The organism is Pelovirga sp., assembly GCF_059864205.1.
Genome location: NZ_JCBCBS010000206.1, coordinates 1 through 18,105 on the forward strand (window position 1 = coordinate 1; position 18,105 = coordinate 18,105).

Annotated in this window: 18 protein-coding genes; 14 read left to right on the forward strand and 4 right to left on the reverse strand. The window is 53.3% G+C overall.

Translation table 11 applies throughout. The annotated features are described in order from the left end of the window. A partial coding sequence (locus AC6F7T_RS12945) for a carboxymuconolactone decarboxylase family protein (protein WP_500719472.1) occupies positions 1–340 on the forward strand: 340 nt, incomplete at its 5' end. A 505-nt stretch (positions 341–845) separates the two neighbouring features. Here the strand turns inward: AC6F7T_RS12945 and tgt are convergent. Continuing rightward, entirely contained in the window at positions 846–1,961 is a 1,116-nt protein-coding gene (tgt, locus tag AC6F7T_RS12950; protein ID WP_500719474.1) for a tRNA guanosine(34) transglycosylase Tgt, read from the reverse strand. 90 nt (positions 1,962–2,051) lie between these two features. Between tgt and cas6 the strand changes: the two genes are divergently transcribed. Next, positions 2,052–2,999 carry a CRISPR system precrRNA processing endoribonuclease RAMP protein Cas6 gene (cas6, locus tag AC6F7T_RS12955; protein ID WP_500719476.1) on the forward strand — a complete coding sequence of 316 codons (948 nt, stop codon included), beginning with the start codon at positions 2,052–2,054 and terminating at the stop codon, positions 2,997–2,999. Positions 3,000–3,065: 66 nt separating this feature from the next. Further along, positions 3,066–3,467, forward strand: a complete 402-nt coding sequence (locus tag AC6F7T_RS12960; protein WP_500719478.1) for a hypothetical protein — start codon at positions 3,066–3,068, stop codon at positions 3,465–3,467. A gap of 201 nt (positions 3,468–3,668) precedes the next feature. On the opposite strand, the gene eno is transcribed toward AC6F7T_RS12960, so the two are convergent. Then, positions 3,669–4,961, reverse strand: coding sequence for a phosphopyruvate hydratase (gene eno / locus AC6F7T_RS12965; RefSeq protein WP_500719480.1), 1,293 nt, complete (start codon positions 4,959–4,961; stop codon positions 3,669–3,671). A gap of 143 nt (positions 4,962–5,104) precedes the next feature. On the opposite strand from eno, the gene AC6F7T_RS12970 reads away from it, so the two are divergent. Both AC6F7T_RS12970 and ahcY read left to right on the forward strand, forming a co-directional pair. Beyond that, a complete protein-coding gene (locus AC6F7T_RS12970; protein WP_500719482.1) occupies positions 5,105–6,172 on the forward strand; it encodes a TIGR04283 family arsenosugar biosynthesis glycosyltransferase in 1,068 nt (355 codons plus the stop codon). 167 nt (positions 6,173–6,339) lie between these two features. Then, positions 6,340–7,779 carry an adenosylhomocysteinase gene (ahcY, locus tag AC6F7T_RS12975; protein ID WP_500719484.1) on the forward strand — a complete coding sequence of 480 codons (1,440 nt, stop codon included), beginning with the start codon at positions 6,340–6,342 and terminating at the stop codon, positions 7,777–7,779. A gap of 224 nt (positions 7,780–8,003) precedes the next feature. Here the strand turns inward: ahcY and lptG are convergent, their stop codons facing one another. Beyond that, entirely contained in the window at positions 8,004–9,086 is a 1,083-nt protein-coding gene (gene lptG / locus AC6F7T_RS12980) for an LPS export ABC transporter permease LptG (protein ID WP_500719486.1), read from the reverse strand. After that, complete coding sequence (lptF, locus tag AC6F7T_RS12985; protein WP_500719488.1) at positions 9,083–10,264, reverse strand: LPS export ABC transporter permease LptF; 1,182 nt, start codon at positions 10,262–10,264, stop codon at positions 9,083–9,085. The genes lptG and lptF overlap by 4 nt, the downstream gene beginning before the upstream one ends. 276 nt (positions 10,265–10,540) lie before the next feature. On the opposite strand from lptF, the gene rpsB reads away from it, so the two are divergent. The 9 genes from rpsB to rseP all read left to right on the forward strand — a co-directional run bounded on the left by rpsB (position 10,541) and on the right by rseP (position 18,105). Beyond that, positions 10,541–11,344, forward strand: coding sequence for a 30S ribosomal protein S2 (gene rpsB / locus AC6F7T_RS12990; RefSeq protein WP_500719490.1), 804 nt, complete (start codon positions 10,541–10,543; stop codon positions 11,342–11,344). A gap of 118 nt (positions 11,345–11,462) precedes the next feature. Next, on the forward strand, positions 11,463–12,371 hold the full coding sequence (tsf, locus tag AC6F7T_RS12995; protein ID WP_500719492.1) for a translation elongation factor Ts: 909 nt from the start codon (positions 11,463–11,465) through the stop codon (positions 12,369–12,371). Positions 12,372–12,397: 26 nt separating this feature from the next. Further along, entirely contained in the window at positions 12,398–13,129 is a 732-nt protein-coding gene (gene pyrH, locus AC6F7T_RS13000; RefSeq protein WP_500719494.1) for a UMP kinase, read from the forward strand. After that, a complete protein-coding gene (gene frr, locus AC6F7T_RS13005) occupies positions 13,122–13,679 on the forward strand; it encodes a ribosome recycling factor (RefSeq protein WP_500719496.1) in 558 nt (185 codons plus the stop codon). Before pyrH ends, frr begins: the two co-directional genes overlap by 8 nt. 35 nt (positions 13,680–13,714) lie before the next feature. Next, on the forward strand, positions 13,715–13,879 hold the full coding sequence (locus AC6F7T_RS13010; protein WP_500719498.1) for a 4Fe-4S binding protein: 165 nt from the start codon (positions 13,715–13,717) through the stop codon (positions 13,877–13,879). Positions 13,880–14,039: 160 nt separating this feature from the next. Continuing rightward, positions 14,040–14,786: an undecaprenyl pyrophosphate synthase gene (uppS, locus tag AC6F7T_RS13015; RefSeq protein ID WP_500719500.1), complete on the forward strand. Its 747-nt coding sequence runs from the start codon at positions 14,040–14,042 to the stop codon at positions 14,784–14,786. A 47-nt stretch (positions 14,787–14,833) separates the two neighbouring features. Beyond that, the gene (locus AC6F7T_RS13020; protein ID WP_500719528.1) at positions 14,834–15,619 is read left to right on the forward strand and encodes a phosphatidate cytidylyltransferase; all 786 of its coding nucleotides are present in this window, start codon (positions 14,834–14,836) and stop codon (positions 15,617–15,619) included. Positions 15,620–15,628: 9 nt separating this feature from the next. After that, positions 15,629–16,789 carry a 1-deoxy-D-xylulose-5-phosphate reductoisomerase gene (locus AC6F7T_RS13025; protein ID WP_500719502.1) on the forward strand — a complete coding sequence of 387 codons (1,161 nt, stop codon included), beginning with the start codon at positions 15,629–15,631 and terminating at the stop codon, positions 16,787–16,789. Further along, the gene (gene rseP, locus AC6F7T_RS13030; protein WP_500719504.1) at positions 16,786–18,105 is read left to right on the forward strand and encodes an RIP metalloprotease RseP; all 1,320 of its coding nucleotides are present in this window, start codon (positions 16,786–16,788) and stop codon (positions 18,103–18,105) included. Before AC6F7T_RS13025 ends, rseP begins: the two co-directional genes overlap by 4 nt.

An 18,105-nucleotide genomic window follows, 5' to 3' on the forward strand; every position in this document is an offset into this window, starting at 1 on the left:
CATCAACGTCGAACATAATTGCACCTATTGCGTCCCGGCCCACACCGCCATCGCCCACATGATGAAGGTCGACCCGGCGCTGACCGAGGCGCTGCGCAACCAGCAGCCGCTGCCGACCGAGAAGCTTCAGGTGCTACAGGAAACCACCCTGGCGCTGGTGCGCAAACGCGGCGAACTCAGCGAAGCTGAGGTCGAGGGATTCTACGCCGCCGGCTACGGCCAACGTCAGTTACTTGAAATTGTCCTCGGTCTGTCGCAAAAGGTGATGAGTAACTACGTCAATCACGTCGCCGGCACTCCGAGCGACGAGGTTTTCAGGAAATTCGCCTGGCAGAAATAACCCGCTCAAGCCCCTGGCGTGCCGGAGGCTGCTGAAATCGAAATCGGTACCTTTGAAGATCAACCGAAGGCACTCGCGACTGCGATTCAGATCGGCAGAGACAGGACGGCAAGACTGAATGATAAATAACCGGAGGAGTCCATGACCACACTGGCATTTGATGTTTATGGAACCCTGATCAGCCCCCAGGGAAGAGCTCGACCCCTGAGATGAGATGTCGCTGCAGGTAACCGGGATATTCATGCCGGCGTAAATTCCCGACCCTGCGGCACCAGTGGTGCAGAATACAAAAAAATCCGGTAACTATTCAGCACTAACCTTGTGCAGGGCCTTTGGCTCCTGCGGCAGGGGTGTTTGTCGCCATGGACGGCGACAACAAGCGGTCATGGATGACCCAACGGGAAACAATCGCGTCCCTTGACATAGGATCCGAAGATCCGGTGCTGAACAGATACAAAAATCCATCAGGGTAGACTCTCTGTGAGAACATCTGTGCTGATGGCGTTTATTTCCCGGATGAAAAATATTCCTGCAGAAAATCAGCCTTAAAGGCAGCAAAGTCGCCTGCCTCAATGGCCGTGCGTGCCTCTGCTACCATATTCAGATAAAAACGCACATTGTGAATAGCCGCAAGGGTTGCCGATAAAATTTCGTTGGCATTGAACAGGTGATGGAGATAGGCACGGCTGAAATTGGCGCAGCAGTAGCAATCGCAGGAAGGATCGACGGGGAAGAAATCGCGGCGGAAATTACGATTGGTCAGGCGGATTTTGCCGCGCCGGGTAAACAGGGTGGCGCTGCGCGCATAGCGCGTTGGAATGACGCAGTCGAACATGTCCATCCCCCGTTCAATTGACTCGAGAATATCCTCCGGCAATCCGACCCCCATCAGGTAACGGGGCTTATGCTGCGGCATGTGGGGCTCGGTGTCGTCAACTACCTTTTTTAGAAGTTCCAGCCCCTCACCGACACTGACGCCACCGATGGCATAGCCGGGGAAATCAAGAGCGCCAAGTTGCTCAGCGCACTCACGCCGTAAATCCGGGTAGACGCTGCCTTGAACGATGCCGAACAGGGCCTGCTCGTCAGGACGTCGGTGGTGCTGCAGACAGCTTTGCGCCCAGCGCAGGGTTTTTTTGATCGATTTGGCAGAATAGTCATGAGTGGCGGGATAGGGGATACACTCATCAAAAGCCATGATGATATCCGACCCCAGATCGTTCTGAATCTGCATGGCCTCTTTGGGCCCGAGAAAAACCTCATCACCGGTTCCTTCGTGGCGAAAATGCACCCCTTCTTCACCAATCTTTTTATTTGGCAGAGAAAAGACCTGAAAGCCGCCGCTGTCAGTGAGAATCGGCCGTTTCCAGTGCATAAACTGATGCAGGCCGCCGGCTTTTTTGATTAAAGCTTCACCCGGCTTGAGGTGCAGGTGATAGGTGTTAGAGAGGATAATCTGTGCCCCGGTTTCTTCGACCTGGGCTGGTGTCATGGCCTTGAGGGCACCATGGGTGCCGACCGGCATGAAAATCGGCGTTTCGATGGTGCCGTGGGGGGTTTTCAGGCGACCACGGCGGGCACGGGTTTGCGGATCTTGCGTAAGCAAGGTAAAGTGAAACATCTGATGTTCTCCTGTTCGGGCAATATTGCCGGTAGACACGTCTGACGTATAACAAAATCCACGTCTGTGTGCAATCACAACGGAGGTTTCATGCCCCTGTCCGTTACTCCTCCGCTCTGGCTGGATCGCCTCGACTGCGCGCACATCACCTTTGTTTTGACCCTGATTGAAAGGGTTGAGCTGCCGGCACAGGCGCTGTTGCAGTTGCGCCGCGAATTCTCCGCAGTCTACAAGGAGCTGGAAAGACAGCATGGAGCGGAGATTTCCCGATTGGTTGGCAATCTGCTGTTTCCGCAACCGGCGACTGATCCGGTTGTCCAGCGCCAGGTGCAGAAGCCATCGGCTGCCGTTGTTTTTTCGCCAGATGTTGTGCCGCAAGGACGCTTTGCCAAGGGCCATCAATTTACACTCCCCGCACTGTTTATCGGCGATGGTGTTGTGGCGATTGAAGCCTTTGTTGCTTTGCTGCAAATGCTCGGTCAGCGAGGGATTCATAAAGGGCAGGGCCGCTTTCATGTTACGGCAATGAAAGCGCCAATCAATGATGGCGTAACGAGCCCACAGGGCGTTTTGTCTGCTTGTGTGATACCCGATATCGTTCCTTTATCCTGGTTATTGGAACGACACAGCCAGTCTAAAAATCAAGTAAAACTTGAAGTAGTAACTCCTATGAGACTGATAAAAAATGGAAAACCTTTGTTCAAGTTTGTCTTTAAGGACTTTTTTTCAGTATTACGCCGGCGGGTCAGTTATCTGGCTATCGCCCATGGTGAGGCCGTCACTAACAGCACTGAAGATGAGATGAGTGAATTGGCCGCTACCATTGTGTGTCGCGAAGAAACTCTGCACTGGCAGGATTGGCGGCGCCTTGAACATGGGGGCAAAGAGCAGGGGATCGGTGGACTGACAGGCTCACTTGACCTGTCCGGAGATGCTCTTGCAGAACTGTGGTGGCTGTTTGAATTGGGGGCTTTGCTGCATGTCGGCAAGGGGGCTTCCTACGGTTTTGGCCGCTTTCGCCTGGTGCAAAGTTCATAGACCATGAGTTTCTTTTTTTTGTACAATAGCCGAACAATGTGTTTTTACTGCTGACGGAGGTGAGATATGACGTGGATTGTGCTGTTACTGATACTGCTGGGTGGCGGTTTTTATTTCTACCAGCGGCTGACTGCTCTGGAGCGGGAAATCCGTGCCGAGCAGGAGCGAGAGCAAGAGCAGCAGGCAAGTCAAGGTAGCGATGAAACATCGTTTGTTGTGCCCCTTGAAAAAGAATCGGCGCAACCGGCAGCTCAGACTGGCGCAGCAATAGACCCCGCTGCTGAGATGGCAGAAGACCCCATTCTGCGAATTATTTGCGCGCAGCCGGGTCTTGTCCAGTCTGATCTTTATGCCAATTTACCACAGTTGAACAAAAAACAGGTGCAGCAGATGGTCAGAGAACTGGTGGCGGCAGGAAAGGTCAGGCGCGAACGTCTGGGCAGTTCGTTCAAATTGTATCTGATTTAAACAGACAACGGGGTAACAGCTGTTCTGCTGTTACCCCGTTGCTATTATTCCGGTAAGTAAATAACCTGTCATCCCCGAGTGCTTCAGTCGCGGATCCATTCTTTAACAGCCTAAAATCCCACTGGATTCCCGCTTTCGCGGGAATGACGATGTGAGTTCAACTTTTAACTGTTTTGGCGCCGAAGCAATAAGTACATGCAATTACAGATTTTTCAGATTATAAAAAACGTCCTTGCCGCGGAAGATGGCGGTGTCTTCCAGCTCATCCTCGATACGTAGCAACTGATTGTATTTGCATACCCGGTCGGTCCGGCACAAAGAACCGGTTTTAATCTGCCCGGCATTGGTGGCAACAGCCAGGTCAGCAATGGTGGTATCCTCGGTCTCGCCACTGCGGTGGGAGATCACCGCAGTGTAGCCGGCGCGCTTTGCCATTTCGATGGCATCTAAAGTTTCCGTCAGGGTGCCGATCTGGTTGACCTTGATGAGAATGGAGTTGGCAATCCCCTTGTCGATCCCTTCTTTAAGGATTTTGGTGTTGGTGACAAACAGGTCGTCGCCGACAATCTGGATCTTGTTCCCCAATTTTTCGGTCATCAGCTTCCAGCCGTCCCAGTCATTCTCAGCCATGCCGTCTTCAATCGAGATAATCGGATAGCGCTCCACCAGATCCTCATAAAAAGCCACCAGTTCGGCAGCGGTTTTAAGGGGCTGCTTTTCATTGGCAAGATTGTACTTGCCATCTTTGTAAAGTTCCGAGGCGGCGACATCGAGGGCCAGCAGGATATCTTCGCCCGGTTTGTAGCCGGCGGTCTTGATCGCTTCGACAATCACCTCAAGGGCCTCTTCGTTACTTTTCAGGTCAGGGGCAAACCCGCCCTCATCACCCACTGCCGTGTTGTAGCCTTTGCTTTTCAGGACTTTTTTCAAGGCATGGAAGATTTCCGCGCCCATGCGCAATGCTTCTTTAAAGCTTTCCGCACCGACCGGCATAATCATGAATTCCTGAATGTCGACATTGTTGTCGGCATGTTCGCCACCATTGATGATATTCATCATCGGCAGGGGCAGCTCCTTGGCGTTGATGCCGCCGATGTACTGGTAAAGGGGCAGGCCGGCATCTTCGGCCGCGGCTTTGGCGCAGGCCATGGATACACCAAGCAGGGCGTTGGCGCCGAGCTTGCTCTTGAAGTCGGTACCATCAAGCTCCAGCAGTTTACGATCAATGCCGATCTGGTCGCTGGCTTCCCACCCCTGCAATTCAACGGCGATAATTTCGTTGACGTGCTCGACAGCTTTGAGTACCCCTTTGCCAAGATAGCGACTTTTGTCGCCGTCACGCAGTTCAAGAGCTTCACGTTCGCCGGTGGACGCGCCACTGGGGACCGCAGCCCTGGCGATCACGCCGGTTTCGAGGGCGATCTCAACCTCGACGGTCGGGTTGCCCCGTGAATCCAGAATTTCGCGTGCATAGATATCAATGATTTCGCTCATCTTTGTCCCCTTGTCAGGTCAGCTGTAAAAAGATATTGTCCAGTCGATCAACATTGACGGGCCGGACAGATAATGAAAAATGGAACCTGACTATTTATAGCACAGGATCAGTTGCAGTCGAGGGCTTTTTGTCAGGAAAGATAATGGAAGAGAATGTCGCTTCAACGCTGGAGCTAAGCGTTATCGTCCCGGTGCTCAACGAGGCGGCGGAACTGCCTGCTTTTCTCACCGATCTGCGCCGTCAGTGCCAGGTTGCCTATGAGATTATTATCGTTGATGGTGGTTCGACCGACGCGACACTGGCCTTGTTGCAGCAAGAACAGATCCACGTGATCAGCAGTCCGCGTGGCCGTGGTCGCCAGCTGAATGCCGGCGCAGCGCTGGCCCGTGGTGACTGGTTGCTGTTTCTGCATGCCGACAGTCGCTTTGCCGATTCACTGGCGTGGCGCGTCGGGATCGACTTCTTGTCGCGCAGCAACGACAGGCGAATCGCCGGCCATTTTGCTCTCGACTTTCTGACCGGTGAAGCAAAAAAGAGTAAAGGTTATAACTTTTACGAGCGCAAAGCCCGAACCTCGCGCCCTGAAACTATTCATGGTGATCAGGGGTTTCTGCTTCATCGTAACCTCTATCAGCAGGTTGGTGACTTTCGCACCGATCTGCCGGTGATGGAAGATACAGATTTCGCCGAACGTCTTCGTGCTGTCGGCCAGTGGCAGTTGCTGCCGGCAGTGATCGAGACCTCGGCCCGGCGTTTTGCTGTCGAAGGTTTGTGGCAACGCCAGCTGCTCGGCGCCCTGATGATGTGTTTCCGTAGTATCGGCTGGTGCGAGTTTTTTGAGCACGCACCAGCTGTGTACCGCCTGCAGGCAGATGCGGAGCGCTTGCGTCTTGCCCCCTTTTTTGCTCTGGTCGCAGACTTGCTTGCGGCCATGCCGGCAAGACGGCGGTGGCAGCTATGGCACGCCGGGGGCAGCTATGTGCGTCGCCATGGCTGGCAGCTATTTTTTGCTGCCGATGCCTGCAGGGCTTATCGCCAGGGGCGAGCACCAGCGGACACCCCTGCTGTCTGGCAATTCTGGTGTACACCACTCTATGAATGGCTTAGCGACAACCCGGTCGGACGCTCGCTGGCGGTTTTATTGCTGCGTTTGTGGTTTGCGGCCATGCGTATCGGGCTGCGTTGCACAGAGGCTGGTAGACGTGGTTGAGGGCCTTTGGATGATGCCAGCTGCTGCCGTCTTGTCCCTGATGCGATGAATGTGCTACACAATCTAAATAATCTTCAGACAACTGTGGCTTGATGCAGTCGTTGCAACCTCTTATCAACACTTGGCGAACGTGGCAGTCAAGGACTCCGGAAAAGGAGAAAACAACGGTGTCAGTTTTTAATGATTTTAAAGTCAAGGACCTCAGCCTGGCAGAATGGGGGCGTAAGGAAATACTCCTGGCCCAGGAAGAAATGCCGGGACTGATGGCATTGCGTGACGAATACCAGGCGCAATTCCCCCTTAAGGGGGCACGGATCACCGGCTCTTTGCACATGACGATTCAAACCGCCGTGTTGATTGAAACCCTGGTCGATTTGGGTGCCAGGGTGCGTTGGTGCTCGTGCAATATTTTTTCGACGCAGGATCATGCTGCGGCGGCAGTTGCCGTCGGCCGTGAGGGCACCATTGAGGACCCTGCCGGTGTTCCGGTGTTTGCCTGGAAGGGTGAAACCCTGGCAGAATATTGGTGGTGCACCGAGCAGGCCCTCTCCTGGCCGGACGGGGAAGTTCCCAACATGATTCTTGATGATGGCGGCGATGCCACCCTCTATGTTCTTAAAGGCAGTGAGTGGGAGCGGGCCGGCTGTCCGGATGTTGCTGACGATGATCCCGAAGATTGGCGCGAGCTGGTTGCCTGTTTGCACGCATCTATCGCTGCACATCCCGACAAATGGAGCCGCAGCGCGGCTGCCGTCAAGGGGGTTACAGAAGAAACCACCACCGGTGTCCATCGTCTTCACCAGATGGCGGAAGAAGGGGTGTTGCAATTCCCGGCGATGAACGTCAACGACGCGGTGACCAAATCTAAATTTGACAACGTCTACGGCTGCCGTCACTCTCTGGTGGACGGTATTATGCGGGCAACGGATGTCATGCTGTCGGGCAAGGTTGCGGTGATCTGCGGTTATGGCGATGTCGGTAAGGGCTGCTGTCAGTCATTGCGGGGGCAGGGCGCCCGGGTAATTGTTACCGAGATCGATCCGATCTGTGCCCTGCAGGCGTTGATGGAGGGGTACGAGGTCAAACGGGTCGAAGATGTTCTTGATTTTGCCGATCTTTACATCACCACCACCGGCAACAAGAATGTCATTACCCTGGAACATATGCGCCAGATGAAGAACAATGCGATTGTCGGCAATATTGGTCATTTTGATAATGAAATCGAGATGAATGCCCTCGAAAAAGATCCAGGGGTAACACGGCATAACATCAAGCCCCAGGTTGATCGTTGGGTGTTTGAGGATGGTCATGGCGTGATTGTACTGGCCGAGGGGCGCTTGTTGAACCTGGGTTGCGCTACCGGTCATCCGAGCTTTGTTATGTCCTGCTCATTCACCAATCAGGTGATGGCGCAGATCGAACTGTTTACCAATACCGACGCCTATGCCAACAAGGTTTATGTCCTCCCGAAATTATTGGATGAGAAAGTGGCACGTCTGCACCTTGACAAGCTTGGAGCAAAACTGACTGTACTTTCGGATGATCAGTCACGCTATCTGGGGATTCCGGTATTTGGGCCCTATAAGGCTGATGCCTACAGGTATTAGTTTCCGCCTCGGAGACCGCTTTTTTGCGCAATCCCGGCGTTAATCTACGCATTTGATTGTGCTGCGTAGAGCTCTGTGCCTCCGTTCAAATGCTTGATTTTCCCGGCCTTGCGAAAAACCTCTGGTGTTCGAATCAGAAGCTTGACAACTAGAGCTCAGAGTTTTTGGATAGCTCCAACCGCACGCTGAAGAACGGCAGTCCCGATATGTGGGTCTGCCGTTTTTTATTGTTTGACGCCGAGGAAAAGCCAGATGGCCAGCATGGTGAAAATCAGGTTGGCCGTCCAGGCGGCGACCAGTGGTGGTAGTGCACCGGCATAGCCAAAGGAGATGACAGCGGATTGGATGATGAAGTAGGCGGCACCGATGGCTAGACTCAAGCCAACCCCCAGGGCCATATTGCTCTGACGACCAGGTTGCAGGGCAAATGGGATCCCCAGCAATCCCATAACCAGACCGGTAAAAGGTGTAGCGAGGCGCGCCTGCAGGTCAACGCGCTGGCGGGAGGCATCATAGCCTTGCTGTTCCAGTCGCGCCGCCAGTTGTGCTAATTGACGCGCGCCAAGTTCGGCGTTTAAGTTTTCCACCCGGGTAAAATCATCGATCAGGTGGTCTATGGCCAGGGGGTGGTTTTCCAGGCGTCTGGTGTGCTGCAAGATGCCGGATTGCGGATCGAAGGAGCGTTCCAGCACAATTGGTGCCAGCCATTGCTGATCCTGGAGTTGCGCTTCGCCGGCATCGATTCGCCGAACGATGGTCGCCCCGTCATCGATTTCAAAGATGGTTACTCCTCTTAATTTTTGTTCGCGGCTTTGTACCAGATCAATATTGATGATTTTGTTGTCGCTGCGATACCAGATTTTACTGTGGGTCAGACGGATCTGTTCACGACCGCGCAGTTTGATATCTACGAGTTCACTTAAAACACGCATGTTCCAGGGTACCAGATATTCGTGCACCAACAGCTGCAAGCAGCACAGCAGCACAATGATGACCAGCAGCGGACGGATAATGCGCGCCAAGCTGATGCCGCAAGCGCGCAGGGCCGTCATCTCATTGGTCCGGCCAAGACCGCCCAGGGTAAGGACCATACTGGTCAGGATCGCCAGGGGGAGGATTTGCACAAAAATAAAAGGGATACTGTGTCCCAGATAGGTGAGATAATCGTTGATCCCGGCACCGTAATCGATGAAGCGATCGACTTTTTCAAAAAAATCAACCAATAGATAGATGCCTATAAAGGCGCCACAACAAAGACTCAGGATCCTGAAAAAATTGGTCAGAACCAAGCGACTGACAATGCTCATTGTTGGCCTCCAGGGCGCCGTACCAGCAGACCTGATAGTTTGCTCCATAACTGCAGATGAATCTGCACCGGACGTTCGCCCGCCGCGCGGTAGAGGAAGAAGGAACCGCCGGCAAGAAACACCAGATTGGGTAGCCACAAAATGAGGGCGGCAGGTAGTATTCCTTTGTCAGCCAGGGTGCCGGCAAAACTCAGGAGCACGTAATAGACCAGAAAAACCACCAGCGCCAGAGCAAATCCTGCGCCCTTGCCGGAGCGTTGCGATTGCAGACCAAGAGGGATGCCAATCAAAATCAGTACCAGTGGCGCAAAAGCAATGACGATGCGCTCATGTAGCTCCGCCTCAAGTCGATAGCGCAGTTTGCCGGGGGCTGTTTCCTGAATCGCCTGATGCAATTCGGTCCAGGCTAACTCACCCCGGGAGCGGCTACGCTGCCCCTGGCTGAGCTGCTCGGAAAAATCGAGGTTGATATCGTAATTATTAAAGCTGATGGTTTGATAGGTGTCTTGATCGGCGCTGCCGGGTTGTCGGTGGATTTCGCCATTGCGTAGCCGCAGGGTCAGCATCAGACTGTCAGGATTACTGATAAAAAGCCCTTCACGGGCGGTGATGGTTGTCGGTGCTGAGTCGTTGCGTTCATCAGAGATAAAAATATCACGCATGATCCCCTGGCGTTCGTCTACCCCCTGGGCGTAGAGCACGATGCCGGGTATGTCATCGTTGAAGACCCCGGGCTTGACGCCGACATTGAGGCTGGTTGAAGCAATCTCAAAGATTTTAGCGCGCAAGGCGCTTTTGCTGGCCGGTTCAATCAGGAGGGTAATGGTTGCGGTCAAGAGGGTAAAAAACAGGGCAAGAAAAGCGACCGGTTTGACCATCGAATAGAGACTGATACCTGAAGCTTTCAGAGCGATATATTCGCTGTCTGCTGAAAGACGACCAAAGGCAAGAAGGATCCCCAGGAGAAAGGACAGGGGGACCGTGACGCTCAAAAACGTTGGCATCAGCAAGGCAAACAGGGCAATGATGTCCAGAACCGGGACCCCTTTGCTGATGATCATCTCGGTTAGCCGCGGAATACGCCCGAGGAAAACGACGAAGGTGAAAATCAGCAGGCTCATCATGGTGGGGACGCTGATTTCGCGCAGGATATATCGATGGATTCGTTGTTGTGACATGGCCGCAGATGTTATTACAGTGCCGGGCTTGTGTAAATACACCAAAAGCTTTGGCGTAGTATATTGATGATTTAATCCGTCTGTTCGGGCAACAAAAACGTGTTTGTGGTCGCTCTTGTTTTTTCTTGCCTGCGTCAGGGCTGAAGTGCTATATAACTGCACTTGTCCAAATACGCACGTCTCGTGATTCAGACAGGGTGGTCCCTTGGGTTTGGGGCCCTGCTGAAGCAGATCGGGACGGAGGATTAAAAAACCAGACTTTAAGGAGAAAAGAAAATGGCACAAATTTCCATGAAACAAATGCTCGAAGCCGGTGTCCATTTCGGCCACCAGACTAAACGCTGGAACCCGAAGATGAAGCCCTACATTTTTGGTGCTCGTAACGGGATCTATATTATCGACCTGCAAAAGACGGTACGCTATTTCCGCACCGCCTGTCAGTTCATTCAGGATACCGTTGCTGCTGGTGACAAGGTTCTGTTTGTCGGCACCAAGAAGCAGGCTCAGGACACTATCAAGGAAGAGTCGCTGCGTTCCGGTCAGTACTTTGTCAACAATCGCTGGCTGGGCGGGATGTTGACCAACTTCACTACCATCAAGGCAAGTATCGATCGGCTCAAAAAAATTGAGGCCATGGCAGCTGATGGTACCCTCGATCAATACACCAAAAAAGAAGCCCTGCAGCTTGATCGTGAGCGTGAAAAGCTCGAGAAAAACCTCGGTGGTATCAAGCACATGAACAAACTTCCCGGCGCTATCTTTGTTATTGACCCAAAAAAGGAAGCAATTGCCGTGCAGGAAGCCAAGAAGCTTGGTATTCCGGTTGTTGCTGTTGTCGATACCAATTGCGACCCGGACAATATCGATTATATTATCCCCGGCAACGATGATGCCATCCGTGCCATCCGACTGTTCGCCAACCTTATCGCTGAGTCCTGCGTTGAGGGGGCCGAGCGGCAAAAAGTTAAAAAGCAGACCCTGGCTGAGGGCAAGGATGAGTTTGTCGCTGCTGAAGAGGTATCTGAAAAAGTCGTGGCCGCTGCAGCAGTAGAAGTGGCCGCGCCGACGGTGACAGAGTAATTGCCATTTAAAAATCATTATCGAAGGCCCAGCGGCCGGGCTGACAGGTCCGGCCGTTCTTTTGGTCCTGACATCCATTGCAGGTTGACCAAACCTGCTTAAAAAATAGGAGGAAACAGTGAGCGTTACAGCAGCAATGGTTTCCGAGTTGCGCAAGGCAACCGGGGCAGGAATGATGGATTGCAAGAAGGCATTGACCGAAACCGCCGGCAACATGGAAGAGGCCATCGACTTTCTTCGCAAGAAGGGACTTTCTGCGGCCGCCAAAAAGTCGGGTCGCGTTGCTTCCGAGGGGATCGTCGCCGCCGAGTCAAAAGGCGCTGTCGGTGCGATCGTTGAGATCAATGCTGAAACTGACTTTGTTGCAAAAAACGAAGCGTTTCAGGAATTTGTCAATGGAGTGCGGGCCATCGTTCTGGCAAATCCGCTTGCCGATGCCGATGCTCTCAACGCCATTGCCTACCCAGGTACCGGTCGTACCGTGGCTGAAGAGTTGACCCATCAGATCGCGACCATTGGAGAAAACATGAGCATTCGCCGCTTCGCCCGGATTGATGCCGGTGAAGGCGTAGTGACTTCATATGTCCACGGTGCCGGCAAGATTGGCGTGCTGGTGGAGCTGAAAACCACCGCAACGGTTGAGCGGGTCAGCGAGCTCGGTAAGCAGATTGCGATGCATGTCGCGGCGGCCTCTCCGCAATACCTCAAGCGTGACGAGGTTCCTGCCGAGATTGTCGAAAAAGAAAAAGAAATTATGCGGGTTAAAGCGATGGAGAGTGGCAAGCCGGAGAATATTGTTGAAAAAATTATTGCCGGCCAGATCAATAAATTTTTTGGCGATGTTTGTCTGATTGAACAGGCATTTGTTATCGACCCCGATCAGACTATCCAAAAGGTTGTTGACGCCTGCGCCAAGGAACTTGGCACTCCGGTTGTTCTGGGTAGCTACGTGCGTTTCCAGCTGGGTGAGGGAATAGAAAAAAAGGTCGACGATTTCGCTGCTGAAGTTGCAGCAATGAGTAAGTAGGAGTGAATTAACAACAGGAGCCTCTTGTGGCAACCATCAAATACAAAAGAATACTGTTAAAACTCAGTGGTGAAGCACTGGCCGGGGAGCAGGGTTACGGTATCGATCCGGCGGTTATTAACGGCATTGCTGCCGAAATCAAAGAGGTGGTTGATCTCGGTGTTGAGGTCGCCCTGGTGATTGGCGGCGGCAATATTTTCCGTGGGGTGGCAGCATCTTCCAAGGGGATGGATCGCGCCAGTGCCGATTACATGGGAATGCTCGCCACAGTGATGAACAGCCTGGCCATGCAGGATGCCCTGGAAAAACAGGGGGTTGATACACGGGTTCAGTCAGCGATCGATATGCAGCAGATTGCTGAACCCTATATTCGGCGCCGGGCAGTCAGGCATCTGGAAAAAGGGCGTGTTGTCATTTTCAGTGCCGGTACCGGCAATCCGTATTTTACCACCGATACCGCTGCCAGCCTGCGCGCCATGGAAATTCATGCCGAGGTGATCCTCAAGGCGACCAAGGTCGACGGCATTTATTCAGCGGATCCAAATAAGGATAAAAACGCGATCAAGCTGCCGACCCTGACCTATCTGGAAGTGTTGCAGAAGGGTTTACAGGTGATGGACGCGACGGCGACATCCCTGTGTATGGACAACAATCTTCCGATGATCATTTTTGACATGACGTGCCGCGACAACATCAAAAAGGTCGTTCTCGGTGAGCGGATCGGCACTATTGTCAGAGGAGGTGACAGCCATGATTGATGAGGTCCTCAGTGAAGCACGCAGTGGCATGGATAAGGCGATCAAAGCCCTGAAAAAAGAGATGACCAAGGTGCGTACCGGTCGGGCCAGCACGGCGTTGCTGGATGATGTCAAGGTTGAGTATTATGGAGTTTCGACGCCGTTAAGTCAGGTAGCCACCCTGTCGACGCCGGAAGCGCGATTGATTACCGTTCAGCCTTGGGAGAAAAACTTGCTGCCGGCCATCGAAAAGGCGCTTTTCAAGGCCGATATCGGCCTGACCCCTTCTTCTGATGGACAGTTGATCCGCTTGCCCGTGCCGGCGTTGACGGAAGAACGGCGTCTGGAAATGGTCAAACTGATCAAACGTATGGCGGAAGATGCCCGGATATCGGTACGCAGTGCGCGGCGTGATGCCAATGACAATCTGAAAATGCTGGAAAAGGAAAAAGAGATCACCGAAGACGAGCAGAAACGCGGTGAAAAAGATATTCAGCAGTTAACCGATGAATACATCAGCAACATCGATGTGGTGTTGCAGACCAAAGAGCGGGAGTTGTTGGAAATCTGATGATGGCTGTTCTCTTACGCCGAAGGAGAGACGTGATGGCTTTACGGATTACTGAAGACTGTATCGGTTGCGGTACCTGCGTCGAAGAGTGCCCGGTGGGTGCTATTGTTGAATCCGGGGAGATTTTCAAAATTACTGATGAATGTAATGAATGTCGTGCCTGTGTCAATTCCTGTCCGATCAGCGCAATTGTTGAATGATCGGTTTCTGATAAGCTGTTGCAAAGAGCGTTTTTAACGCTCTTTTTTTTTGGCAGCAGGCAGTTTATTCTGTTCCTGAGGGCAAGTTGAGTTGTCGCTCTCTGGGCAGACATGGTATTTTGTCTGGTGAAGTTAAAAAACGGTGGGGAATCCAGCCTAAATGATACAGAGCACATCAGAAGCTGAAACTAACAACGTCCCCGCCCATGTCGCCATCATTATGGACGGCAATGGGCGCTGGGCACGACAGCGTGGATTGCCGCGGATTGCCGGTCATCAGCAGGGGGTGGATGCAGTGACTGAGGTGGTCGATGCCTGTGCTCGCAAAGGTGTGGACTATTTGAGCCTGTTCGCCTTCAGTTCCGAAAACTGGGGACGCCCCCGCCAGGAAGTCGATGCGTTGATGCTGTTGCTTCTCGAATATCTGACTTCACAGCGGCAGAAAATGCTCGACAATGGTATTCGTCTGCGGGTTATTGGTGATCTTTCGCGCATGACGCAAGGGGTGCAGCAAGCACTTGCCGAGGCAGTGCGGGTAACATCTGCCGGTCAGGGACTGACCCTGGTCCTTGCCCTGTCGTATGGCGGCCGCGATGAAATTCTGCGGGCGGTCAGGCGCATTATTATTCAGGTTCAAGCTGGTAGTCTGGATCCTGACGGGCTGAACGCGGAGACTTTTGCCGCCTGTCTCGACCTCGCTGACATGCCGCCGGCAGATCTGATGATCAGAACCAGCGGTGAAATGCGGATCAGTAATTTTCTACTGTGGCAGGCTGCCTATACGGAACTTTATTTCACCGACGTGTTGTGGCCGGACTTCAATCTTGAAGAACTGAATAAAGCGTTTGACGATTACTGTCAGCGCCGGCGCCGCTTCGGCTTGACCGACGAACAACTGCAGTTCTAAGGCAAATAATGCCTTGGTAAAGGAGACCGATCATTAAACAACGTCTGATTACTGCCGCCGTTGCGCTGCCACTGTTGATCCTGCTGCTTGGTTTCGCCTCACCGGCATTTTTTACCCTCTTTGTTACCCTGACTGTCTTTCTGGCGCTGGTTGAATTCAATCGGATGGGGATGAAGCAGGAGCAGATTTTTATCCAGTGGTTTGCCGCAGCGGCTGGTGCCGGCGTCGTCCCCCTGTTTTTTTTCCAGCAACCGGCATTGCTGCCTGTCTACCTGGTAGTGGTTTTTTTGGTTCTGGCCCTGTTTTTTCTGCTGCGTCCAGGAACCCTCGTCCGAGTTCATCACCATTTCGGCTGGATCTGTCTGGGCCTTATCTACATCGCCCTGCTGATGGGGCATCTGGTACCGTTGCGCGTGCTCGATGACGGGCGACAGTGGATATTTCTTACCCTGGTCGTTATCATGTGCTGCGACACCAGCGCTTATGTCGTTGGCAGCCGTGTCGGTAAGCGCAAGCTCTATCCCCTGATCAGCCCCAACAAAAGCATTGAAGGAGCCGTTGGCGGCGTTTTCGGCGCGGTGTTGGGGGCCTTGATAGCAAAATTCGTGTTTTTTTCAGCCATTGGCTTCTGGCCGGTTGTCGCCGTCGGTTTCCTGTTAGGTATTGTAGGTCAGATCGGTGATCTGTTTGAGTCGATGCTCAAAAGGGCCTGTGAGGTGAAGGATTCGGGGAATATGATCCCCGGCCACGGAGGGATGCTCGACCGCCTCGATAGTCTGCTGTTTGCTTTTCCGCTGGTTTATTATGTTGCCCGCGGATGCTTCGCTGGTTAAGGGAGAGGGATGAAAAAGCTTGTTGTTCTGGGTTCGACCGGGTCCATTGGGGTCAGTACCTTGCAGATTGTTGAAGAATTTCCTGACGCGTACCAGATTGTCGCGTTGACGGCGGGTGCCAATCTTGATCTGCTCTGCACGCAGGCGAGAAAGTTTCTGCCCGCGGTGGTGTCAGTAATCAATGACCAGGATGCCAAAAGCGTCAGGGAGCGTCTGAATGACCTGAACATTGAAGTCTGCTGTGGTGTCGAAGGAATGATTCAGTGCGCCACCCTGGCTGAGGCTGATATGGTGGTTGCTGCTGTGGTGGGTGCCGCCGGATTGGTGCCCACCATGGCGGCATTACAGGCCGGGAAAGATATCGCCCTGGCTAACAAGGAAACCCTGGTGATGGCTGGTGATCTGATCATCGAAGAAGCCGGGTTACAGGGTGTGAACTTGTTGCCGGTGGACAGTGAACACTCGGCGATTTTTCAGGCCCTGGCCGGTCACCGCCACGGCGATATTCGCCGTCTGATTTTAACCGCTTCCGGTGGTCCGTTTCGTGAGTTGCCGGCCGCAGAGTTCAGTCACATTACCCCGACTGCAGCCCTGGCTCATCCCAACTGGAGTATGGGCAAAAAAATCACCATCGATTCTGCCACCCTAATGAATAAAGGTCTGGAAGTTATTGAAGCGCACTGGCTGTTCGACGTGCCGGCAGCGCAGATCAATGTTCATATCCATCCGGAAAGCATTGTTCATTCCATGGTAGAATACGTCGATGGCTCGGTGGTCGCCCAGCTTGGTGTGCCGGATATGAAAACACCCATTGCCTATGCCCTGTCCTGGCCGCAGCGACTCCCTTTGAATCAGCCCGGCCTTGATCTGTGTCAGATCGGCAAGCTGACCTTTTCTTCACCGGATTTACAACGCTTTCCTTGCCTTGCGTTAGCCTATCAGGCCCTCGAGTCAGGAGGAACATTACCGGCGGTGATGAATGCGGCCAACGAAGTCGCTGTAGCGGCGTTTCTCAACGAGCAGATCCCTTTTTCCGGCATCCCTGAGCTGATTGAGCGGGTGATGGCCTGCCATGTTCCGGAAGCGGTTACCACCGTCGAACGGGTATTGCAGGCGGACCGGTGGGCACGTGTGCGTGCCCGGGAATTTATTGCTGGAGGTTTGACATGACAACCGTTGTTGCCGGCATTTTGATGCTCGGTTTTTTGGTTTTTGTCCATGAGCTTGGTCATTTTGCCGTCGCCAAAATCTGTGGGGTCAAGGTGCTCAAGTTTTCCATCGGTTTTGGACCCAAACTGGTGTCGTATCGCTATGGCGAAACGCAATACCTGATCTGCGTGGTGCCTCTGGGTGGTTATGTACAGATGCTGGGTGAGGGGTCGGGTGAAGAAGGGGAAGTGAGCTCCGAGGCAGCTGGTGATACGGACAGATCCTTCGCCAACAAGCCGGTGTCACGACGCTTGGCGATTGTCGGCGCCGGTCCCTTGATGAATCTGCTGTTGCCGCTACTGATCCTGCCGGTTTCTTTTATGATCGGCGTACAGATGCCGACCTATGTTGAACAACCGGCCTGTATCGGTTATGTCCTGCCGGATTCCGATGCCGAGCGTGGCGGTTTTATGCCTGGTGACTGCCTGAGTGCTGTTAATCGCACGCCCATCGAGCATTGGAATGCCGCTAACCTGCGTTTTGTCAGTGAGGCAGGCTCTCCGCTGTTGTTTGACGTTGACCGTGATGGTCGCCAGATACAGTTGCTGGTGCCGGCCAACAATAACAGTCTGGAAGGGATGCAGGGGCTGGGGCTGATGCCATATCTGGCCGCCCGTATCGGTGGTACGGCGCCGGGCATGGCAGCCGACCAGGCGGGAATGCAAATCGGCGATCACATCCTGCGGATTGATGGTCAAGCCGTGCATTCCTGGTACGATCTGCGGGCACTCGTTCAACAAACGCAAGGGGCCCCGGTTGATGTCCTGATTGAACGTGATGGCCGTGAGTTCTCTGTTGTCATGATCCCGGAACAGCGTGAAACCGATGGTGATTATCTACTGGGGGTTGCGCCGCTGCACGAACTCGAATTGAAGCGTTTTGGGCCGATTGCTGCTTTTCGTGAAGGAGCAGCAAAGACCCGGGAGCTGATTGAATTAACTATTGTGTTTATTCAAAAACTCTTCACCGGGAATGTCTCGGCAAAAAATATTGGTGGACCTATCACTGTAGTCCAGGTTGCCGGCCAGGCGGCCCAGACCGATATCGCCGCTATTTTAACGGTGCTGGCATTTATTTCCATTCAATTGGGGATATTGAACCTGCTACCCATTCCGATCCTCGATGGTGGCCACATCCTCTTTTATCTTTACGAGTTGATTACGCGCCGTCCGGTTTCCTTGCGTGCCCGTGAGATGGCGCAGCAGGTTGGGCTGGCGATGCTGCTGCTGCTGATGGTGTTGGCGTTTTACAACGACATCATCCGCCTCTGGGGTTGA